Below are 20,341 nucleotides of genomic sequence, written 5' to 3' on the forward strand. Positions count from 1 at the left end.
TTTGAAGACGACCGTCCGGAGTTGACGATGGGTAAACGCATCGTCGCGGTGCGCTACAGTCCCGACTGGCTCGCCTTGACCGACGACGACACCCGCCGCTTCCTGCGCCGCCACCACATCGACGAGAATCTGCTCGTGGATTTCATGGCGCTGTGGGATCGGAACCTGAAGGTGGATTACCGCAGCTTCCGCGACGAGATCGCCAAGCTCTCCCGCGCGAGCTTCGCCGCCGTGCGGGGCGCCGAGGTGATCTCCCACGAGGTGCTGCGTCAGACGAAGCGCGCGAGCGACGATCTCATCGCCTTCGTGGACGACGACGACTGGCTGTCCCCCGGCCTGTTCGAGGAACTGGACAAGGCCTGCCCGCGCCCGCTCAACGGCATCTGGTGGGGCTCGATCCTGGTCGGCCCGCAGCTGACCACCTATGAGGACTCCCAGACCGTCCCGCTGATCGAACTGCGGCCGCTCAAGCGGGTGATCTACACCAACAATTACGCCGTGACCGGCCGCGCGCTGAACCATCACGGCTATCCGCGCCTGTTCGAGCACTATCACGCGGACCGGCGGTTCGGAAAATTCTGGTGGCCGCCCAAGAAGGTGCCGCTCTATCTCTCGGCCGCCTCCAAGCACCCGTGCTCCACGGTCTCCGTGCAGTTCTTCATGGCCCAGCCCCAGTTTCGCGCCGACCCGCGCCGCCACGTGGAGCGTTTCGCCGACCAGTTGGCCGAGGCGGTGATCCCGGCCGAATATGGCTGGCTGAAGCAGCCCGTGAACGCCGTCGAGGCGCTGGTGCGCCGCGCGCTGGCCTGAGCGGTTTTCGTCGTTGCTTTCGCTCAGGCGCCGCGCGGGCTGATCGCGCGGCGCCGGGCGGGTGGCTGTGTTCCTCCCGCCCCGGCGTCGCGCCGCTCAGAACTTGTGGAAGATGAAGAAGGCGCCGGCCGAGATGAAGGCGAAGCCGAGCAGGTGGTTCCAGCCCAGCGGTTCCTTTAGGTAAAGCACCGAGAAGCCGGCGAAGACGACGAGGGTGATGACCTCCTGCATCGTCTTGAGCTGTGCCGTGGAATACACCTCCGAGCCGAAGCGGTTGGCCGGCACGGCGAGGCAATACTCGAAAAAGGCGATACCCCAGCTCGCGACGATGGCGAGAACGAGCGGCGCCGACTTGTGCTTGAGGTGTCCGTACCAGGCGAACGTCATGAAGACGTTCGAGGCCACGAGCATGACGATGGGCAGGATTTGGGGGGGCAGAAGGTTCGTCAGGGGGGGCATAAGGCAGTGTTCCGGCGGATCTGAACCGATCCGCCCTCTAGCACGAAATGCCCCGCGCCAAGACCTGCCGCCTATTTTTTGCTTATCCTGCGGCTTCGTCCGGGGCGTGATGCAGGCCGCGATTGCGTTGCGGCCGAGGGGCCTGCCGCACATTCGTCGCGGGGCCCTTCACCCAATCGTGGTGCCCGCCGCAATTTCAAGATGGTGGCTTGGAGCGCGCTGACGTTAGCAACGCTTGTGCCGACTCATTGATTTGAAGCTTTCCCGTATTGGTTGCAATTATTGATAGTTGCAAGTTTGCATCTATGTATTCTTTTTCGCAGTTTCAAAGGGGCTGCACGTTGACCGTGCTTCGAACTCGTATGCAACTAAAAGGGGCATACGAATTGGGGGCACTTATGAAGAGAGGAATTTTGATCCTGATGACGGGCTTGGGCCTGTCGGCCTGCGGGATACCTCCCGGCGCGAGGGTGGTCATCCCTCCGAAGGGAGACCTCAAGGTCGGTGCCCTCTACACTTCGCGTCAAAGCGACAGGAACAGCGGACCGGTATCTTTGGACCGTCTGTGTAACATTCCTTCCTCTATAGCATCTGCAATCACTGTGCCTCCATCTGGAGGTATCGACGAGATGGATCTGACCTCGTCCTTGTCCGCGGAGGGTGGAATTACTGGAATTCAGGCATCCGTCGTTTCGGCTGATCTGAGCGGAAAGCTGACGGACTATTATGATCTGAAGCTCAAAGGCGTGACCCGATACGAGGTGTCAAGCGAAACGGCGCGCGATGCCTTCGCGATGTTCATGCAACGAGCTGGGTGCCGTGACACTTATCAGGAAGATGGCCGGAAATTCTACGTCTATCAAATTCGTACGGCCTATGTGGGTGACGTCAGCCTGGATGTTAAGCGAAGCCTCGCGTTCAATACGGAACTCGTTGCCAAGCTCAAAGCTCTCGAGCCCAAGGCAAAGCTCCAGTTTTCCAAGGCTTATCAGATTGCATTCACTGGCAAGCAACTGGTCGGCGTTGTGGATCTGATCAGGCGTTGAGCCTTCGACAGGAGGCTTCCGTCCGACGCCTCCTGCCCCCATATTCCCCCCCATGGCCAAAGCATCCCGTCCCGGAAAGCTCGGTGAACGCTCGCAGCGTCATTTCGAGCCGGCGCCCCAGCAGGCGCTTGATCCCGCCCTCGCGCAGTCCCTCGGTCTGAATCCGGGCGACCTCACGGTCGATCTCGAATCCGCCGGCGCCTCCGCCACGGTGCAGGCGCTGGCCAAGCTGATCGAGACCGGGCGGCCCGAGGTGAACGGCCAGACCTGGGTGCCGCACCGGCCGCCGCGGCCGGAGAAGTCGGAAGGCGGCGTCGCCTTCACCATGAAGAGCGACTTCCAGCCCGCCGGCGACCAGCCGCAGGCCATCAAGGAGCTGTGCGCCCAGGCCGAGGCGGGGGATCGCGACCAGGTGCTGCTGGGCGTCACCGGCTCGGGCAAGACCTTCACCATGGCCAAGGTGATCGAGCAATTACAGCGCCCGGCCATCGTGCTGGCGCCCAACAAGACGCTCGCCGCCCAGCTCTATGGGGAGTTCAAGAGCTTCTTCCCCGACAATGCGGTGGAGTATTTCGTCTCCTACTACGATTACTACCAGCCCGAGGCCTACGTGCCGCGGACGGATACGTACATCGAGAAGGAATCCTCCATCAACGAGCAGATCGACCGCATGCGCCATGCGGCGACGCGCTCGCTGCTGGAGCGGGACGACGTCATCATCGTCGCCTCGGTGTCGTGCATCTACGGCATCGGCTCGGTCGAGACCTATTCGGCCATGACCTTCGACATCAAGGTGGGCGAGCGCATCGACCAGCGCGGCCTGATCGCCGATCTCGTGGCCCTGCAATACAAGCGCATCCAGTCGGACTTCGCCCGCGGCACCTTCCGCGTGCGCGGCGACAGCGTGGAGATATTCCCCGCCCATTATGAGGACCGCGCGTGGCGCGTGTCCCTGTTCGGCGACGAGGTGGAGAGCATCGCGGAGTTCGATCCGCTCACCGGCCAGAAGAGCGGCGACATGAAGAGCGTGCGCGTCTACGCCGCCTCGCACTATGTCACCCCGCGCCCGACGCTGATCCAGGCCATCTCCGGCATCAAGGCCGAGCTGAAGATGCGGCTCGACGAACTCTACAAGATGGGCCGCCTGCTGGAGGCACAGCGGCTGGAGCAGCGCACCCGCTACGATCTGGAGATGATGGAGGCCACCGGCTCCTGCGCCGGCATCGAGAACTATTCGCGCTGGCTCACCGGCCGCAAGCCCGGCGAGCCGCCGCCGACCCTGTTCGAATACGTGCCCGACAACGCCCTCGTCTTCATCGACGAGAGCCATGTCACCGTGCCGCAGATCGGGGCCATGTATCGCGGCGACTTCCGCCGCAAGGCGACGCTGGCGGAATACGGCTTCCGCCTGCCGAGCTGCATGGACAACCGACCGCTCCGCTTCGAGGAGTGGGAGGCCATGCGGCCGCAGACCGTCCATGTCTCCGCCACCCCCGGCTCATGGGAGATGAACCAGACTGGCGGCGTGTTTGTGGAACAGGTCATCCGCCCCACCGGCCTCATCGATCCGCCGGTGGAGGTGCGCCCGGCGCGCACGCAGGTGGACGACCTGCTCGGCGAGGTGCGGGCGGTGGCGGCCAAGGGCTATCGCACGCTCGTCACCGTGCTCACCAAGCGCATGGCCGAGGACCTGACGGAATATCTGCACGAGAACGGCATCCGCGTGCGCTACATGCATTCGGACATCGACACCATCGAGCGCATCGAGATCATCCGCGATCTGCGCCTCGGGGCGTTCGACGTGCTCATCGGCATCAACCTGCTGCGCGAAGGCCTCGACATTCCCGAGTGCGGGCTCGTCGCCATCCTCGACGCGGACAAGGAAGGGTTCCTTAGGTCCGAAACCTCGCTGGTGCAGACCATCGGACGCGCCGCGCGTAACGTGGACGGCCGGGTGGTGCTCTATGCCGACCACGTCACCGGCTCCATGGAGCGGGCGATGGCGGAGACCTCCCGCCGTCGCGAGAAGCAGGTGGCCTACAACACCGAGCACGGCATCACGCCGGAGAGCGTGAAGAAGGCCATCGGCGACATCCTCAATTCCGTCTACGAGCGCGACCACGTGCAGGTGGATGCGGGCCTCGCGGAGGAGGGGGCGGCCTTCGGGCACAATCTCAAGGCGGTCATGGCGGACCTGGAGAAGCGCATGCGCGCCGCCGCCGCCGACCTCGACTTCGAGACCGCCGCCCGCCTGCGCGACGAGATCCGCCGGCTGGAGGCCACCGAACTCGCCGTCTCCGACGATCCGCTGGCGCGGCAGGAGGCGGTGGACGACCGCACCGGCGGCTACAAGGGCGCGCGCAAATACGGCAAGGCGGCCAACCTGCCGCCGAAGGAGGAGTCCGGGCGCCTTTTGCCGCGCGGCCGAGGCAAGCCCTCAGCCAAGGGCCGTGGCGCGGCCGCCGAGGACGGGATGGGGGAGGCGCAGGCGCCCTACACCCCGCCGGGCGCCGCCACGCCGAAGGCGGCCCGCACCCCGGCCGAGACACCGCTGGCAGCGCCTCTACCCACGCGTGCCCACAAGCCGTCCCTCGACGACATGGGGCCGGGCTCCGACCGCGTGGTGCCGCTGGCCGAAGACACCTTCCGCCCCGGCCCGCGGCCCGATCCCGGCACCAAGGGCTATCGCAAGGGCGGCAGGCGGAAGGGGTAGGGGGCTTCGAAGGCTCGCCTGAGCGGGCCGTCACCCTCCCGGCTTGTCCGGAGGGGCCACGGAGTGGCCGGGCTGGCGTTTTGCTTTTGGGCACCCGGCGAGGGGCGCAGTGGATGCCCCGGAGGGGCCGGGGCATGACGGCTACCCGCGCCGGCTGATCCGCCCGATGACCAGTTCGTCGATCTCCAGCCGACGGATGCGCGCGCGGCCGATGGCGAGGCGGCCGATGGCGACGGCGCCCACGGCGAGCGCTCCGAAGGCCAGTGCGCCGATGGCGATGGCGCCGATGGACCCGGCGCCCAGAGACCCCGCACCCACGGTGCCCGCGCCGACCGCCCCGGCCCCCACGCCCACCTTGCGGATGCGGCGCTTGCGGGCGGGCGTTGCGGCGGGGGCCTCGGGGTCGGCGGTCATCGCATGTCCTCGGATCTGGGGCCTGGGATCGGCGGGCTTGGGATCGGATTGCGGTGGGTCACGGCACGAGGCTGTGGGCGTCCCAGTCCTGCCGCGGCACCTCGGCGCCCAAGGTGTAGCTGAAGGCTACCACATCCATGCCGTCCGGGCTGGTCTTGCAGCGGTAGGCGAGGTGATACCAGTGCTGCCGGCTTCGGATGGCCGCGCCGGGGGCGGAGATGGCGGCATCGCCGTGCCGGAAGTCGCCGAGCTTGGGATCGGCGAAGGCATAGGCCACCACCTCCTCCGGCCGCATGTCCTTGTGCTCGCGCCCGATCTCGCCCATGGCGCGGGCGTTGCAGCGCTGCTCGATGCGGGTGCCGGGGTCCACGTGCAGCATCATGTCGTCGTGTCGGCCGGGGCCTGCGAGCGCCGGGGCAGCCGTCGCGGCAGTGAGGAGGACGAGGGGCAAAGCAAGGCGAATCACGGCGCGGGCGTCTCCGCAGAACAGGGAAGCGCGCCGCCTCTAGGCCGAATCTGTGGCAGGGATGGGACGGGACGGTGGCGTGGTACGCAAGAGGGGTCTCGCACGCCATGGCGCCCGCGTGTTATGGTGTTCACGATACAGCTTCGGCTGTCGGGGCCACGGGCGGACCGGCCGGCAACGGCGCAGAGGACGGATGTTCGGGATGACGGGGGACGAACGGCCGATGATCCTCGCCCTGCAGGGCGGCGACCGGGAAGAGATCCAGTCCTTGCTGGCGGAAGCCGCGCGGCAGCTTGCCGCGCAGGGCGTGCGCGTGCTCGGCGTGGTGGAGCACCTGACCCCCGGCTGCGCCCATGAGGACGTGCTGCTGCTCGATCTCGTCTCCGGCGAGACCAACCGCCTGCATCAGGATCTCGGTCCCGGCGCGGCCGGGTGCAGCCTCGATCCGGCGGGCCTTGCGGCTGCCTCCGCCGGCGTGGAGCGCGCCATCGCCGATCGCCTCGCCGAGGGCGGCGACCTGTCCGACACGGTGGTGGTGCTCTCCAAGTTCGGCCGGCAGGAAGCCGATGGCCGCGGCCTCACCGCCGCCTTCCATGCGGCGGTGGCGGCCGAGCTGTGCGTCATCACTTCGGTTTCGCCCAGCATCACCGACGAATGGGCGGGCTTCGCCGGCGACCTCGCCGAGCTGCGCCCGGCCGTGCTGGCCTCCATCGACGCGTGGTGGAGCGCGCGCGTTCCCGAACCGGCGGAATAGCCGGAGCGTTTCCGAGCGAAGTGGGCCCCGGTTCGCGTGAAGGAAACGCGTAAAACCCCCTACAGCCCGATATCGTCCAGGCTGCGCCCGCGCGTCTCGATGCGGTAGTGCCAGGTCACCACCGCGCCCAGCAGCGAGGCGCCGATCAGCAGGAACAGCAGCGTGCGGGTGCCGAAGTCCGCGAGCAGGATCGGGAACAGGAAGGCGGTGAGCACTGCCCCGATCTTGGCGAAGGCCGCGGCAAAGCCCGCGCCCATGCCGCGGATGCGGGTGGGGAAGACCTCGCCGGCGATCAGGTAGGTCTGCGCGTTGGGGCCGAGATTGGTCATGAAATTGAACAGCATGAAGCCGATGACCACCATCGTGACGGCGCGGTCGCCGCTGTAATAGGTGGAGAGCGCGGCCACCAGCAGCCCCGCCGCACAGCCGACGAAGCCGGCGATCTGGAGCGGGATGCGGCCGATGCGGTCGGACAGCGCCACCGCCACGCCGATGCCCACGAGCAGCAGCAGGTCCACCAGCGCCGCCCCCTCCGAGGCGAGGAGATCCGCCGAGACGAGATCACTCAAATTGCGCCCGACATCCGCCTGATGGCCGAAGGCGGCGGCGAGGATGGTCGGCGTGAAGATGCCGATGCCGTAGGTGGACAAATCCTGCAGGAACCACGGCACGCTCGCGAGGATGGTCGCGCGCCGGTTGTGCGGGGTCTTGAGCAAAGCGAGGGGGGTGCGCTCGTGGACATGATCGTGCCCGCCGGCCCCGGCCGCACCGGTATGGTGGCTGCGACGGGCGAGCTCGATGGATTTCGGATATTGCGGCGACCGGGCGAGCAGACGCTGCGCCGCTTGCTGCGCTTCCTCCACGCGGCCGTGGGCGAGCAGCCAGCTCGCGCTTTCCGGCACGAACAGGCGGGCCACCGCCACGGCCACCGCCGGCAGGATGGCCGCCGCATACATGATGCGCCAGGCAGAGACCGTCTCGATGTTGGACAGAACGAGATAGCCGAGCAGCGTGCCGGTGAGCGCGCCCACCGCCTGGAAGCCGAAGGCGCTGAGCACGAGGCGCCCGCGCGCCACGGAGGGGATGCTCTCGGAGATCACCAGATGGGCGGTGGGATAATCGCAGCCGAGCGCAATGCCGATGCCGAACAGGAACACCACGGTCCAGCCGAAGGAGGGGCTGACCGCCAGAAGCGCGAGGAAGATGATGAAGATCACCATCTCCGCCACGAACATCAGCTTGCGGCCGAACTGATCGGCGAACCCGCCGAGCAGCAGCGCGCCGACCAGGATGCCGGCGAGGCTCGCCGCGCCCACGAGGCCGTGCTGGAAGGCGTCCATGCCGAATTCGCGGGACATGAGGGGCAGCGTCACGCCCGTCATGAAGACCACGAGGCCCTCGAAGAACTTGCCCGCCGCGGCCAGCCACCAGATGCGCCACTGCATGGCGGTCATGGGCGTCGCGGCCACCTGCGTGCCGTCGCGCCAGATCGGGGTCTCGTCGATATAGTCCTGCACCGAGCGCTTGTGGTTGAACCCGCGCAGGTCCCGCATCTCGTTCATGGCCTTCCCCCACGCTCCAGCGTGACAGAAAGCGTGCGAGCCGTGAATTGCCTATGACGGTCGCGGGGCCCGCTACCGCCCCGGGGACTGGCGGGGCGAAAGGGGAGCGGCTAAGAAAGGCATTCACCGGCGTGCTGCCCGGCCGTTTCCGCGGCCTCTCAGCCCTTGGCGCGCCCCCTCCCGTCCGGCGCCGCAGGTTCCCATGGTCTCTTCCCGCGTCTCTGCTCTGTCCCTCGCGGCGCTCGCCGCGGGCCTCGCCCTCGCCGCCTGCCAGGGCAATCCGGACAGCTGGGGCACCGGCGTGGTGAAGCAGACGGACGCGTTCGGCGACTATTCGGAGACGGTGGTCTCCGTGCCCAAGCCCACCGCCGGGCCGCGCCAGTTCGAATGCACGGGCCCGTTCGCGCCCAACACCACCGCCATCAACATCGCCGCCGACTTCGGGCAGGCGAACGTCATCACCGGCAACATCATGTCGCCGGACGGCAGCACCGCGCCGGGCATCATCCTTCTGCCCAACGATCCCGCCTTGAGCCTGGAGATCGCCTGGAAGGACCCGGCCAACATGGTCGCCCCGCGCCGCGTCGCCTTCACCGAGAGCACGGCCTGGACGGTGAACGGCATCGGCATCGGCACCAGCCTGTCCGACCTCGAGCGGGCCAACGGCAAGCCGTTCCGCATCCAGGGCTTCGGTGGCAATTCCGGTGGCGTGGTGGCCGACTGGCGCGGCGGACGGCTGGGCAATCTGGGCGGCGGCTGCGTGCTCGGGGTGCAGATGGCGCTTTCGGCTGGGGCCTCGGACGGCACGCAGGCGCGCATTTCCGGCCCCAAGGTCTATGCCTCCAACGACCCCGCCATCCGCGCCGCCAACCCCAGCGTGGGCGTGTTCTGGGTGAACTACCGGTAGCGGGACCGGGGCCGGCCGTCGCGATTTGCGAAAACGGGGCCGGCGTTAAGATTAACGCTCTCTAAATACCGCCGGGCGCGCGCCGTCATCTTTGCAAGAAGCGTGGCGGTTGTAGAGTGCCACTGCGCGTCGCGGACCCAACCGCGCGCAGGAGATACTCCAATGAAACGCCTGATCCTAGGAGCACTGCTGGGGGCCGTCTGTGCCGTCAGCGGAGCCTTCGCACAGGGGGCGCCTGCCAATGCCCCCGCCGCGAGTGGCCGGCCCGCCAACATCGAAGAGTTGAATGGCGTCCAGTGGTTGTTCGTGCAGGTGGCGGATTCCATTTCCGTCACCGACAAGACCATCACGCTGAAGGGCGTCGCGCCGCAGGTCATCATGTTCGCCGACCGCCCCGAGCGGATCACCGGCGACGCGTCGACGGCGACCTTCATCAAGATCTGGAACGAGGGCAAGGACAGCTTCCAGAAGGACCCGCCCAACGCCACCCTCTCGGTGACGGTGAACGGCGAGCCCAACCTGTCGGTGATCGAGCTGTCGAATCCGGTGCTCTCCGGCGACACGCTGACCTATGACTACAAGCTCCTCAGCGAGGACAAGCCCCTCTCCGGCACCAATGCCAGCCTGTTCATCGACTGGTGGCATTATCACCGCTGGTGGGGTCCCGGACCCGGCCGCTGGGGCGGTGGCGGCTGCTGGCGCGGCCCGTACGGCGGCCTGCACTGCCGCTGGTGAGCCTGATCTCCCCCCATTGACGCGCGCCCCGCCCGGAACCCGTGGCGGGGCGTTTGCGTCCGTGGCGCGTCTGCCATGATGGTGCCGTCTTGATGGTGCCGTTTCACCGGCGCGTGTCAGCACCCCGCTGCCGCCGGACGTTGTTCCTCGAAACCGTGAGAGACATCATGATCCGCTCCAAGGCCGCCCTGCGCCCGCTGACCCTCGCGCTGACCTTCGCCGCGGGCCTTGCCACGGCCGGGCTCGTGCAGTCGGCCTTTGCCGACCAGCCCAACATGCAGCGCGCGCTCGAAGCGCTGCGCACCGCGCGCGCCTTCCTGCAGCAGGCGGAGCCCAACAAGGGCGGCCATCGCGAGCGCGCCATCGACCTCGTGGACCGGGCCATCGGCGAGACCGAGGCCGGCATCCAGTTTGCGCGCTGATCGCGGCGCCGCCTTGTTTTCGGAAAGTTGCTGATGGCCGATTGGATCTCGTTCTGGAACGGTAGTCACGCCATCTATGTGAATGACCGGCACAAGGCGGTGCATTATGCGGCCATCGCGGCCGACCTCGTCGGCTTCGTGCCGGGGCCGCACGCGCGGGTTCTGGACTTCGGCTGCGGCGAGGCCCTCGCCTCGGCCGAGCTGGCGTTTCGCTGCGGGCGCCTCGTGCTCAGCGATGCCGCGCCGGCGGTGCGCAATCGCCTGAAGGGCCGCTTCGTCGCCGCTCCCGCCATCGACGTGATGTCGCCTGAGGAGGTCTCGGCGCTGCCGGACGGCAGCTTCGACCTCATCATCTGCAATTCGGTGGCGCAGTATCTCTCGCGCGACCTGCTCGCCAGCCTCGTCCGGGAATGGCGGCGACTGCTGGCGCCGGGTGGACGGCTGCTCCTCGCCGACGTGATCCCTCCCCATGTGAGCGCGCTGGCCGATGCGGAGGCGCTGCTGCGGCTGGCGGCGCGCGAGAAGTTCCTGCTGGCCGCGGTCGCCGGCCTTGCCCGCACCGCCATCTCGCCCTATCGCAAGCTGCGCGCGGAACTCGGGCTGACCACCTATGAGGAGTCGGAGGTGCTGGCCTTGCTCACCCAGGCCGGCCTCGCGGCGCGGCGGGTCCAGCCCAATATCGGCCACAACCAGCAGCGCATGGCCTTTATCGGCGAACGCGGAGCCTGAAAGCCCGCGCGGCGCCTGAGCGGACGGAGCGCGTGAAGCCCGCGCGGCGCCTGAGCGCAACACGATCCCCGCGCGGCGCCTGAGCGTAGGCCGTGCCGGCGTGGCTTCTCAGCCGCGCACTGCGCTGCGGTGGGCGAAGGCCCAGACGCGGTAGCCGGTGAAGGTCCACATCATGGTGATGCCCGTGGTGAGGAACTGGGCGAGCAGATAGAACAGCCCTGCCTTGTCCACGAACAGCCACATGAGGGTTTCGTTCAGCACGAAGGCCACCCCCGCCACCACGATGAAGCGCGGCACCGCCCCGGCATGGGAGCGCGTGGCGTCGAAGGTGAAGCGGCGGTTGAGGATGTAGGACATGATACCGCCCACGACGAACCCCACCGCCGAGCCGAGCACGGGGCCGACGGCATCCATCTCCACCAGAATGGCCAGCGTGGAGAAATGGGCGAAGGCGGCAGTGAGGCCCACGCCAACGAATCGGGCGAACTGGTTGACCAGATCGCCGTGGCGCGTGCGGTATTCATTGACCGTCCGGGCGAGGGAGGGCGGCAGCACTGGCGTCTCCGGCAGGAAAGCTTACAGGAATCCTCAAGGCCGAGCTGGCGCGGGGCGGGCGCCGGACACCCCGCGAGGATGTGTATTCCGAGCGTGGCGTCATCTCGGTGACATGGCTTCCGTCGCCGCAAATTATGGTCTAAGGAAGCCCATCAGCGCCAAGGGCCCGGGAAATTGCGCAGGTGTGACATCCTTGAGGTGTGACATCCGCGCCGCGTCCCGCCCGCGCGCAAGTCTGGGAGCAGGCCCCGGCCAAGCTCGTACCTTTCTGGGGCGCGTGACCCGCGGCCCTTTTTTTGCGCCCGGCGGGCGCTAGGAAGGGGCGGGCGCTGCGACGGGGCGGCTCCTGATGGAAACGGATCCCGTTGTCCTCGCCGGCTCAGCGGCGCGGGTGGCGGCGGTCGAGAGCTCAAAGACGGATATGCCGAAACGCACCGATATCGAAACCATCCTCATCATCGGCGCCGGTCCCATCGTGATCGGGCAGGCCTGCGAATTCGACTATTCCGGAACGCAGGCGGTCAAGGCGCTCAAGGAGGAGGGATACCGGGTCGTCCTCGTGAACTCGAATCCCGCGACCATCATGACCGACCCGGACATGGCGGACGCGACCTATATCGAGCCCATCACCGCCGAGATCGTCACCAAGATCATCGAGAAGGAGCGCGGCGACCGCTCCAAGGGCTTCGCGCTCCTGCCCACCATGGGCGGCCAGACCGCGCTCAACTGCGCGCTGTCGCTCAAGAAGATGGGCACGCTGGAGAAGTATGACGTCGAGATGATCGGCGCCACCGCCGAGGCCATCGACAAGGCCGAGGACCGCGAGCTGTTCCGCGAGGCCATGACCAAGATCGGCCTCTCGACGCCCAAGTCCCGCCAGATCAAGACCCTGCCCCAGGCGCTCGAGGCGCTGGACGAGGTGGGCCTGCCCGCCATCATCCGCCCGTCCTTCACCATGGGCGGCACCGGCGGCGGCATCGCCTACAACAAGGCCGAGTTCATCGAGATCATCGAGCGCGGCATCGATGCCTCCCCCACCAACGAGGTGCTGGTGGAGGAGAGCGTGCTGGGCTGGAAGGAGTATGAGATGGAGGTTGTCCGCGACAAGGCGGACAACTGCATCATCATCTGCTCCATCGAGAACATCGACCCGATGGGCGTGCACACCGGCGATTCCATCACGGTGGCGCCGGCGCTGACGCTCACCGACAAGGAATACCAGATCATGCGCGACGCATCGCTTGCGGTGCTGCGCGAGATCGGCGTGGAGACCGGCGGCTCCAACGTGCAGTTCGCGGTGAACCCCGAGGACGGCCGGCTCATCGTCATCGAGATGAACCCGCGCGTGTCGCGCTCGTCGGCGCTGGCGTCGAAGGCCACGGGCTTCCCCATCGCCAAGGTCGCTGCGCGCCTCGCGGTGGGCTACACGCTCGACGAGATCGAGAACGACATCACCGGCGGCGCGACCCCGGCCTCCTTCGAGCCGACCATCGACTACGTGGTCACGAAGATCCCGCGCTTCGCCTTCGAGAAGTTCCCCGGCGCCGACCCGGTGCTGACCACCGCCATGAAGTCGGTGGGCGAGGCCATGGCCATCGGCCGCACCTTCCAGGAATCGCTCCAGAAGGCCCTGCGCTCGCTGGAGACCGGCCTTTCCGGCCTCGACGACATCGAGATCGAGGGCCTCGGCCAGGGCGACGACAAGAATGCCGTGCGCGCGGCGCTCGGCACCCCCACGCCCGACCGGCTGCTCTACGTGGCCCAGGCCATGCGCCTCGGCCTCTCCGACGAGCAGATCCATTCCGCCTGCAAGATCGACCCGTGGTTCCTCGCCGAGATCCGCGGCATCGTCGAGATGGAGCAGAAGGTGCGCCGGCTCGGTCTGCCGGAGACGGCCGGCCAGTTCCGCCGCCTCAAGGCCATGGGCTTCTCGGACGCCCGCCTCGCCACCCTCGCCGGCCTCCACGAGGGCGAGGTGCGCGCGCGGCGCCAGGCGCTGGACGTGCGCCCGGTCTACAAGCGCATCGACACTTGCGCGGCCGAGTTCGCCTCGCCCACCGCCTACATGTACTCGACCTACGAGACGCCCTTCGCCGGCGTCCTCGCCGACGAGGCACAGCCCTCGGAGCGCGAGAAGGTGATCATCCTCGGCGGTGGTCCCAACCGCATCGGCCAGGGCATCGAGTTCGACTATTGCTGCTGCCATGCCGCCTTCGCCCTGAAGGATGCCGGCTATGAAGCCATCATGGTCAACTGCAACCCGGAGACGGTCTCCACCGACTACGACACCTCGGACCGGCTCTATTTCGAGCCGCTGACCGCCGAGGACGTGCTGGAGCTGATCGCCCGCGAGAAGACCCGGGGCACGCTGAAGGGCGTCATCGTGCAGTTCGGCGGCCAGACCCCGCTCAAACTCGCCAAGGCGCTGGAAGATGCGGACGTGCCGATCCTCGGCACCTCGCCCGACGCCATCGACCTCGCCGAGGACCGCGACCGGTTCAAGACGCTGCTCGACCGGCTGAAGATCCGCCAGCCGGCCAACGGAATCTCCTACAGCGTGGAGCAGGCGCGCCTCGTCGCGGCCGAGCTCGGCTATCCCATGGTGGTGCGCCCCTCCTACGTGCTGGGCGGCCGGGCCATGCAGATCATCCGCGAGGAGAGCCAGCTCGGCGACTACCTGCTCGAGACCCTGCCGGGCCTCGTGCCGCAGGAGATCAAGGCGCGCTATCCCAACGACAAGACGGGCCAGATCAACACCGTCCTCGGCAAGAACCCGCTTCTGTTCGACCGCTACCTGTCCGACGCCATCGAGGTGGACGTGGACGCGCTCTGCGACGGCAAGGACGTGTTCATCGCCGGCATCATGGAGCACATCGAGGAGGCGGGCATCCATTCGGGTGACAGCGCCTGCACGCTGCCGCCCTATTCGCTCTCGCCCGACACCCTCGCGGCGCTGGAGAAGCAGACCGCGGCCATGGCCCTGGCGCTCGGCGTCGGCGGCCTGATGAACGTGCAGTACGCCATCAAGGGCGACGAGATCTACGTGCTCGAAGTGAACCCGCGCGCCTCGCGCACGGTGCCCTTCGTCGCCAAGGTCATCGGCCTGCCCATCGCCAAGATCGCGGCGCGGGTGATGGCCGGCGAGAAGCTGGCGAGCTTCAATCTCGTGCAGCCCAAGCTCGGCCACATCGCGGTGAAGGAGGCGGTGTTCCCCTTCGCCCGCTTCCCGGGCGTGGACACGGTGCTCGGCCCGGAGATGCGCTCCACCGGCGAGGTGATGGGCCTCGACACCGATTTCGGCGTCGCCTTCGCCAAGAGCCAGCTGGGCGGCGGCACCAAGGTGCCGAAGTCGGGCACGGTGTTCGTCTCGCTGAAGGATGGGGACAAGATCCGCATCCTGCCCACCATGAAGATGCTGGTGGACCTCGGCTTCAAGATCATCGCCACCTCGGGCACCCAGCGCTTCCTGGAGGAGCACGGCGTGCCGGCGACGAAGATCAACAAGGTGCTGGAGGGCCGCCCCCACATCGTGGACGCCATCAAGAATGGCGGGGTCCAGCTGGTGTTCAACACCACCGAGGGCGCGCAGGCGCTGGCGGACAGCCGCTCGCTGCGCCGCGCCGCCCTCTTGCAGAAAGTGCCGTATTACACCACGCTGTCCGGAGCCATCGCTGCGGCGCAGGGGATCAAGGCCTATGTGGGCGGCGACCTGACGGTGCGTCCGCTGCAGGGCTATTTCGGTGCCGAGGGCGACAGCGCTGGCGTCAGCCCGCGGGGCGCAGCCTCCGTCGCCTGATCCCGGAAGGGAACACCGGCGCGCGGCCTTTGGGCCGGCGCGCATCCGTCGCGGCCGTCCGGCGTCTCAAGGCGCGGGGCGGGCGCATCGCCCGGGGGCCATGGATCGCCCGAACCGGGACAGTCGCCGCAGCCGAGGCGCCGAAAGGCGCCGCGGGGCGGCTTTCTTTTCGGCGCCGGCACCACCTGAGGTGGGTCTCCGGCGCACCGAGCAGTTTCAGGAGGTCTGACAAGGACCCATGGAGAAGATTCCGATGACGGCCGGCGGCTTTGCCGCCCTCGAGCGAGAGTTGAAGCAGCGTCAGCAGGTGGAGCGTCCGCGCATCATCAATGCCATCTCGGAGGCGCGCGCCCATGGCGACCTGTCCGAGAACGCGGAATATCACGCCGCCAAGGAGCAGCAGTCGCTGAACGAGGGCCGCATCGCCGATCTGGAGGACAAGATCTCCCGCGCCGAGGTGATCGACGTCTCGAAGCTCTCCGGCGACATCGTCAAGTTCGGCGCCACCGTGACGCTGGTGGACGAGGACACCGAGGAAGAGAAGGTCTGGCAGATCGTCGGCGACAGCGAGGCTGACGCCAAGGCCGGCCGCATCTCCATCTCCTCGCCGGTCGCCCGCGCGCTCATCGGCAAGAAGAAGGGCGCCTCGGTGGAGGTCGTCACCCCCAAGGGCGCCCGCTCGTTCGAGATCGCGGACGTCCGCTGGGCCTGAGGGGCACGCGCGGTTCTCATGTCTTGGCCAGGGTGACTTGGCCCATCGTCTCCGCCGTCATGCCCCGGCTTGTCCGGGGCATCCACATCGCGGCAGGCGCAGTGCCGAGACGCGAGAAGCCAGCCCGGTCACACGGTGGATCCCCCGGACAAGCCGGGGGATGACGGCGCTCAAGTTCAAAAGGATCTGTGACTCTCGCGTCGCGCGCCGGGGGTACGCCTTGCGCTCACGCCCCTCCCGTCACGCCCCCTTGGGCAGTCCGGCTTCCAGCGGCACGATGGGCGCGTCCTTGGACTGCTTCAGCGTCAGGGCCGTCTTCACGTTGCGCACGTTGGGCGCGGCGGTGATGTCCAGAACGAAGGTCTGGAAGGTGCGCAGGTCCGGCGCCACGCACAGCATCAGGAAATCCACGTCGCCCGAGAGCATCCAGGCGCTGCGCACCAGCGGCCAGCCGGAGATGCGCTCCTGGAAGGCGGCGAGGTCGGCTTCCGCCTGGCTGATGAGGTGCACCATGGCGAAGGCCATCAGGTCGTAGCCCAGGCGCTTCTCGTCGAGCAGCGCGCGATAGCCCTCGATGATGCCTTCCTCTTCCAGCGCGCGCACGCGCCTGAGGCAGGGCGGGGCGGAGATGCCGACCCGCCGGGACAATTCCACATTGGTCATGCGACCGTCCCGCTGCAGCTCGTCGAGGATCTTCCAGTCGACAGCATCAAGGCGAACGGTCAAGGCACGGCTCCTTGGGGGCAAGGTTGGGAACGCGGCCGCGGACGCGGCGGGCAGGGGTTACGTCCGCGCACCTTAGTCTCCGTATGCGGCAACGCAACGAAATAATATTGCGTCGGTTGCGCTGCGAAGGGACAGAAGCTGCCGCCTTGTGGGCACGCGGGGGAGCCCCTACATTCGGGCATAGCTCACGCTGCGGCCATCGGGCGGGCCCGCCATACGTCCCGTCCCCTCTCTTGTCGCGGCTTTCAGCCTTTCGAGCTTCTGGTTTTCGAGGACGTCATGACCACCCACAGCGCCAAGGTCGTCATCATCGGGTCGGGTCCCGCCGGCTATACCGCAGCCATCTATGCGGCTCGCGCAATGCTGGAGCCGGTCCTGTTCGAGGGCATCCAGCCCGGCGGCCAGCTCACCATCACCACGGATGTGGAGAACTATCCCGGCTTCGCCGATCCCATCCAGGGCCCCTGGCTGATGGAGCAGATGCGCGCCCAGGCCGAGCATGTGGGCACCAGGATCATCGCCGATCACGTGAACAGCCTCGATTTGTCCCGCCGGCCGTTCCGCATGGAGACCGAATCGGGCGACACGTGGCTCGCCGACGTGGTGATCCTCGCCACCGGCGCCCAGGCGCGCTGGCTCGGCCTCGAATCGGAAGCGGCGTTCCGCGGCTTCGGCGTCTCGGCCTGCGCCACCTGCGACGGCTTCTTCTACCGCGGCAAGGAGGTCGTGGTGGTGGGCGGCGGCAACACGGCGGTGGAGGAAGCGCTCTTCCTCACCAATTTCGCCTCCAAGGTCACGCTGGTGCACCGCCGCGACGCCTTCCGCGCCGAGCGCATCCTGCAGGATCGCCTGTTCGCCAACCCCAAGGTGAATGTCGTCTGGCATTCGGAAGTTGCCGACGTGGTGGGCGAGACCGGCGACATCTCCAAGGTCACCGGCGCGCGCCTGCGCGACGTGCGGACGGGAACCCTCACCGAGCTACCCGCTGACGGCATATTCATCGCCATCGGTCATGCGCCTGCCACAGAGCTGGTCAAAGACCAGTTGAAGCTCAAGGAGAGCGGATACGTGTGGACGGCGCCCGATTCGACGGCGACGTCCGTGCCGGGCGTGTTCGCGGCCGGCGACGTGGCCGACGATGTGTATCGCCAGGCGGTCACGGCCGCGGGGCGGGGCTGCATGGCGGCGCTGGAGGCGGAGCGGTTTCTCGCCCACCACAGCGTGGCGCAGGCGGCGGAGTAAAACGTCCGGGCGCGGGGAACCGCCCGGTGACGATCTAAAAGGGTTCAAGGAAGGCCGCGGGGCAGGGGAGCCCGCGGCTTCTCCCGAGACAAGCGAAAAACAGCGCCACCTCGCCGGCCGGATGCCGGTGATGCTCAAGGGGCTCGGGCCGGATGGATTGGGACAAGCTTAAGGTCTTCCACGTGGCCGCGGAAGCGGGCTCCTTTACCCATGCCGGCGAGACACTGGGGCTCTCCCAGTCGGCGGTGAGCCGTCAGGTCTCGGCGCTGGAGGCGGAACTGAAGGTTCCGCTGTTCCACCGCCACGCCCGCGGCCTCATCCTCACCGAGCAGGGCGAGCTGCTCTACCGCACCGCCCATGAGGTGTTCCTCAAGCTGGAATCGGCGCGCGCCCAGCTCACCGACAGCCGCGAGAAGCCCAACGGCGACCTGCGCGTCACCACCACCATGGGCCTCGGCACCCACTGGCTCACCGCGCGGGTGGGCGAGTTCGTGGAGCTGTTCCCGGACATCCGCATCCAGCTCATCCTCACCGACGAGGAGCTGGACCTTGCCATGCGCGAGGCGGACGTCGCCATCCGCATGCGCCAGCCGGTGCAGCCGGATCTGGTGCAGCGCAAGCTCTTCACCGTCCATTTCCATGCCTATGCCTCGGCCGACTATCTCAAGCGCCACGGCCATCCGCGCACGCTGGACGAACTGGACAAGCACCGCATCCTGCTGCTCGGCGGGCCGATCCCCTCCTATTTCCAGGGGCTGAACTGGCTGGAGCATGCCGGCCGCGACGGCTCCACGCCGCGTATTCCCGCCTTCGAGGTCAACAACGTGCTCGGCCTCAAGCGCGCGGTGGAGCGGGGCGTGGGCATCGGCACGCTGCCGGACTATCTCTCCGACGATTCCACCTCGCTGGTGCAGCTCTTCACCGATCGCGAGACGCCCAAGCTGGAGGCATACTTCACATATGCCCAGGAAATGCGCTCGGTGGCCCGGATTCAGGTCTTCCGCGACTTCCTGATTTCCAAGGCGCAGCGCTGGAATTACTGATTTATGACGTTCGTAGGTGCTATGGTAGGGCTTGGATTGCCTAGCCAAGCGCTGGGCACATGCCTGATATGCGGTCAGTATACGTTGCATTCTGCCTATTCGGGGAGCATCTTTCCCTTGCGCTGATTGCATCCTGTGCGGTGCATCAGCTGTTCCCCTCTGGAAGGTTCGCTGCTCTGCAGCGATACTTGCCGGGTCCCGACCAGGACCCGGCATTTTTCTTTTGTGCGGTTCATTTTTCAGGGTGCCGCAGCGGCTCTTTTCCCCCAATGTCAGGCACCGGCCCTCAGGCCGGAGCAACTTGACCGGGGTAAGTCATGGCACTTCTCAAGCGTGGGCTCGCGGGCGAGCCCGTGAAGATCCTTCAGGCGAAGCTCGGCGTGACTGCGGACGGCCAGTTCGGCCCCGCCACCGAGACGGCCCTCAAGGCCTACCAGACCCAGCACGGCCTCGCCGCGGACGGCATCGCCGGGCCGGATACCTTCACGGCCCTCGGCCTGCCAGAGCTGGTGCTGCTCACGGTGGGCACCAAGGGCGAGGCGGTGAAGAAGCTGCAGACGGCGCTGGGCATTCCCGCCGACGGCGCCTTCGGCCCTGCCACCGCCAAGGCGGTGAAGGAATTCCAGGAAAAGAACGGGCTGGACGCGGACGGCATGGCCGGCCCCGACACGCTCGCCAAGATTCCCGCCTTCGCCGGCGTCTTCTCGCCGGAAGCGGTGGCGAAGTCGCAGGCCGCGCCGGGCACGATCTCTGCCGATGCCAAGCCCGCCGAGGCCGGCGCCACCGCCGCGCCGAAGAAGAGCATCTGGCAGACCATCACCTCCTTCTTCTCCTGATCCGCGGGAAACCGCGGGGGGAACAGGGGCAGGTCCCGGGCGTTGGCCCGGGATGAACCTTGCCCCTTTCCACCCGCTGCGCTCCGGCGCTGAATACGATATGGCCGCCCCCATGGGCGGCCGGTCCTCCTCTTCAGGCTTGGCCGCCCTCGTGGGCGGCCCGTTCCCGCCCGAGCCCGGCCGTCCGCCGGAGCCGCCCATCCTGCCGCCCGACCCGGTGGAGGACCCGCCCGACCTGCCGGAGCCCGGCCCGGACCTGCCGCCGCTGCCCGAGGGCGATCCCTCCCGCGAGCCGCGCCGCGATCCCGAGCCGGAGCCGCCGCCGTTCCGCGATCCCGTCGATCCCACCGACCCGCCCGCGCGCATGGGCTGAGCGCCCGCTCTGGCGGGCCTCTGCGGTGCGGCTTATGCTGA

General features: G+C 67.6%; 20 protein-coding genes. 14 read left to right on the forward strand and 6 right to left on the reverse strand.

Annotated features, from left to right (window positions below; translation table 11 throughout):
* Positions 1-27 precede the first annotated feature (27 nt).
* The gene (locus tag D7006_RS03540; protein WP_237355576.1) at positions 28-810 is read left to right on the forward strand and encodes a hypothetical protein; all 783 of its coding nucleotides are present in this window, start codon (positions 28-30) and stop codon (positions 808-810) included.
* 96 nt (positions 811-906) lie between these two features.
* Here the strand turns inward: D7006_RS03540 and D7006_RS03545 are convergent, their stop codons facing one another.
* A complete protein-coding gene (locus D7006_RS03545) occupies positions 907-1,269 on the reverse strand; it encodes a DMT family protein (RefSeq protein ID WP_210254740.1) in 363 nt (120 codons plus the stop codon).
* 629 nt (positions 1,270-1,898) lie between these two features.
* On the opposite strand from D7006_RS03545, the gene D7006_RS03550 reads away from it, so the two are divergent.
* Positions 1,899-2,315 (forward strand): hypothetical protein, encoded by a 417-nt coding sequence (locus D7006_RS03550; protein ID WP_237355577.1) that lies wholly within the window; start codon positions 1,899-1,901, stop codon positions 2,313-2,315.
* Between the two features lie 52 nt (positions 2,316-2,367).
* Complete coding sequence (uvrB, locus tag D7006_RS03555) at positions 2,368-5,028, forward strand: excinuclease ABC subunit UvrB (protein ID WP_169123630.1); 2,661 nt, start codon at positions 2,368-2,370, stop codon at positions 5,026-5,028.
* Between the two features lie 141 nt (positions 5,029-5,169).
* On the opposite strand, the gene D7006_RS03560 is transcribed toward uvrB, so the two are convergent.
* Positions 5,170-5,442, reverse strand: a complete 273-nt coding sequence (locus D7006_RS03560; RefSeq protein ID WP_237355578.1) for a hypothetical protein — start codon at positions 5,440-5,442, stop codon at positions 5,170-5,172.
* 58 nt (positions 5,443-5,500) lie between these two features.
* Positions 5,501-5,908: a DUF930 domain-containing protein gene (locus D7006_RS03565; protein WP_229646604.1), complete on the reverse strand. Its 408-nt coding sequence runs from the start codon at positions 5,906-5,908 to the stop codon at positions 5,501-5,503.
* A gap of 202 nt (positions 5,909-6,110) precedes the next feature.
* On the opposite strand from D7006_RS03565, the gene D7006_RS03570 reads away from it, so the two are divergent.
* On the forward strand, positions 6,111-6,662 hold the full coding sequence (locus D7006_RS03570) for a DUF2478 domain-containing protein (RefSeq protein ID WP_237355579.1): 552 nt from the start codon (positions 6,111-6,113) through the stop codon (positions 6,660-6,662).
* A gap of 59 nt (positions 6,663-6,721) precedes the next feature.
* On the opposite strand, the gene D7006_RS03575 is transcribed toward D7006_RS03570, so the two are convergent.
* Complete coding sequence (locus tag D7006_RS03575) at positions 6,722-8,224, reverse strand: MFS transporter (RefSeq protein WP_237355580.1); 1,503 nt, start codon at positions 8,222-8,224, stop codon at positions 6,722-6,724.
* Positions 8,225-8,426: 202 nt separating this feature from the next.
* On the opposite strand from D7006_RS03575, the gene D7006_RS03580 reads away from it, so the two are divergent.
* The 4 genes from D7006_RS03580 to D7006_RS03595 all read left to right on the forward strand — a co-directional run bounded on the left by D7006_RS03580 (position 8,427) and on the right by D7006_RS03595 (position 11,017).
* On the forward strand, positions 8,427-9,131 hold the full coding sequence (locus D7006_RS03580; RefSeq protein WP_237355581.1) for a hypothetical protein: 705 nt from the start codon (positions 8,427-8,429) through the stop codon (positions 9,129-9,131).
* 162 nt (positions 9,132-9,293) lie between these two features.
* Complete coding sequence (locus D7006_RS03585; protein WP_024277505.1) at positions 9,294-9,866, forward strand: hypothetical protein; 573 nt, start codon at positions 9,294-9,296, stop codon at positions 9,864-9,866.
* 167 nt (positions 9,867-10,033) lie between these two features.
* A complete protein-coding gene (locus D7006_RS03590; RefSeq protein ID WP_237355582.1) occupies positions 10,034-10,288 on the forward strand; it encodes a hypothetical protein in 255 nt (84 codons plus the stop codon).
* A 33-nt stretch (positions 10,289-10,321) separates the two neighbouring features.
* Positions 10,322-11,017 (forward strand): class I SAM-dependent methyltransferase, encoded by a 696-nt coding sequence (locus D7006_RS03595; RefSeq protein WP_237355583.1) that lies wholly within the window; start codon positions 10,322-10,324, stop codon positions 11,015-11,017.
* Positions 11,018-11,125: 108 nt separating this feature from the next.
* On the opposite strand, the gene D7006_RS03600 is transcribed toward D7006_RS03595, so the two are convergent.
* Positions 11,126-11,572 carry a GtrA family protein gene (locus tag D7006_RS03600; protein WP_237355584.1) on the reverse strand — a complete coding sequence of 149 codons (447 nt, stop codon included), beginning with the start codon at positions 11,570-11,572 and terminating at the stop codon, positions 11,126-11,128.
* Between the two features lie 421 nt (positions 11,573-11,993).
* Here D7006_RS03600 and carB point away from each other — a divergent pair, with 421 nt between their 5' ends.
* Positions 11,994-15,368 (forward strand): carbamoyl-phosphate synthase large subunit, encoded by a 3,375-nt coding sequence (carB, locus tag D7006_RS03605; protein ID WP_169123637.1) that lies wholly within the window; start codon positions 11,994-11,996, stop codon positions 15,366-15,368.
* 238 nt (positions 15,369-15,606) lie between these two features.
* Positions 15,607-16,080 carry a transcription elongation factor GreA gene (gene greA / locus D7006_RS03610; protein WP_169123638.1) on the forward strand — a complete coding sequence of 158 codons (474 nt, stop codon included), beginning with the start codon at positions 15,607-15,609 and terminating at the stop codon, positions 16,078-16,080.
* 240 nt (positions 16,081-16,320) lie between these two features.
* Here greA and D7006_RS03615 read toward each other — a convergent pair whose 3' ends face one another.
* Positions 16,321-16,806: an Lrp/AsnC family transcriptional regulator gene (locus D7006_RS03615; protein ID WP_169123639.1), complete on the reverse strand. Its 486-nt coding sequence runs from the start codon at positions 16,804-16,806 to the stop codon at positions 16,321-16,323.
* Between the two features lie 279 nt (positions 16,807-17,085).
* On the opposite strand from D7006_RS03615, the gene trxB reads away from it, so the two are divergent.
* The 4 genes from trxB (at position 17,086) to D7006_RS03635 (ending at position 20,300) form a co-directional block, all read left to right on the forward strand.
* Complete coding sequence (trxB, locus tag D7006_RS03620; protein WP_237355585.1) at positions 17,086-18,048, forward strand: thioredoxin-disulfide reductase; 963 nt, start codon at positions 17,086-17,088, stop codon at positions 18,046-18,048.
* Between the two features lie 152 nt (positions 18,049-18,200).
* Positions 18,201-19,091, forward strand: coding sequence for a LysR family transcriptional regulator (locus tag D7006_RS03625; RefSeq protein ID WP_024277513.1), 891 nt, complete (start codon positions 18,201-18,203; stop codon positions 19,089-19,091).
* Positions 19,092-19,408: 317 nt separating this feature from the next.
* Complete coding sequence (locus tag D7006_RS03630) at positions 19,409-19,927, forward strand: peptidoglycan-binding protein (RefSeq protein WP_229646618.1); 519 nt, start codon at positions 19,409-19,411, stop codon at positions 19,925-19,927.
* 52 nt (positions 19,928-19,979) lie between these two features.
* Positions 19,980-20,300 (forward strand): hypothetical protein, encoded by a 321-nt coding sequence (locus tag D7006_RS03635; RefSeq protein ID WP_237355586.1) that lies wholly within the window; start codon positions 19,980-19,982, stop codon positions 20,298-20,300.
* Positions 20,301-20,341 lie beyond the last annotated feature (41 nt).

It is taken from the genome of Xanthobacter sp. YC-JY1, from assembly GCF_021730305.1.
Classification (GTDB): Bacteria; Pseudomonadota; Alphaproteobacteria; order Rhizobiales; family Xanthobacteraceae; genus Xanthobacter; species Xanthobacter flavus.

Coding starts and splice junctions, on each gene's coding strand:
- D7006_RS03540 (WP_237355576.1), top strand. CDS start 28: ATGGGTAAACGCATCGTCGCGGTGCGCTACAGTCCCGACTGGCTCGCC.
- D7006_RS03545 (WP_210254740.1), bottom strand. CDS start 1,269: ATGCCCCCCCTGACGAACCTTCTGCCCCCCCAAATCCTGCCCATCGTC.
- D7006_RS03550 (WP_237355577.1), top strand. CDS start 1,899: ATGGATCTGACCTCGTCCTTGTCCGCGGAGGGTGGAATTACTGGAATT.
- uvrB (WP_169123630.1), top strand. CDS start 2,368: ATGGCCAAAGCATCCCGTCCCGGAAAGCTCGGTGAACGCTCGCAGCGT.
- D7006_RS03560 (WP_237355578.1), bottom strand. CDS start 5,442: ATGACCGCCGACCCCGAGGCCCCCGCCGCAACGCCCGCCCGCAAGCGC.
- D7006_RS03570 (WP_237355579.1), top strand. CDS start 6,111: ATGACGGGGGACGAACGGCCGATGATCCTCGCCCTGCAGGGCGGCGAC.
- D7006_RS03575 (WP_237355580.1), bottom strand. CDS start 8,224: ATGAACGAGATGCGGGACCTGCGCGGGTTCAACCACAAGCGCTCGGTG.
- D7006_RS03580 (WP_237355581.1), top strand. CDS start 8,427: ATGGTCTCTTCCCGCGTCTCTGCTCTGTCCCTCGCGGCGCTCGCCGCG.
- D7006_RS03585 (WP_024277505.1), top strand. CDS start 9,294: ATGAAACGCCTGATCCTAGGAGCACTGCTGGGGGCCGTCTGTGCCGTC.
- D7006_RS03590 (WP_237355582.1), top strand. CDS start 10,034: ATGATCCGCTCCAAGGCCGCCCTGCGCCCGCTGACCCTCGCGCTGACC.
- D7006_RS03595 (WP_237355583.1), top strand. CDS start 10,322: ATGGCCGATTGGATCTCGTTCTGGAACGGTAGTCACGCCATCTATGTG.
- carB (WP_169123637.1), top strand. CDS start 11,994: ATGCCGAAACGCACCGATATCGAAACCATCCTCATCATCGGCGCCGGT.
- greA (WP_169123638.1), top strand. CDS start 15,607: ATGGAGAAGATTCCGATGACGGCCGGCGGCTTTGCCGCCCTCGAGCGA.
- trxB (WP_237355585.1), top strand. CDS start 17,086: ATGACCACCCACAGCGCCAAGGTCGTCATCATCGGGTCGGGTCCCGCC.
- D7006_RS03625 (WP_024277513.1), top strand. CDS start 18,201: ATGGATTGGGACAAGCTTAAGGTCTTCCACGTGGCCGCGGAAGCGGGC.
- D7006_RS03630 (WP_229646618.1), top strand. CDS start 19,409: ATGGCACTTCTCAAGCGTGGGCTCGCGGGCGAGCCCGTGAAGATCCTT.
- D7006_RS03635 (WP_237355586.1), top strand. CDS start 19,980: ATGAACCTTGCCCCTTTCCACCCGCTGCGCTCCGGCGCTGAATACGAT.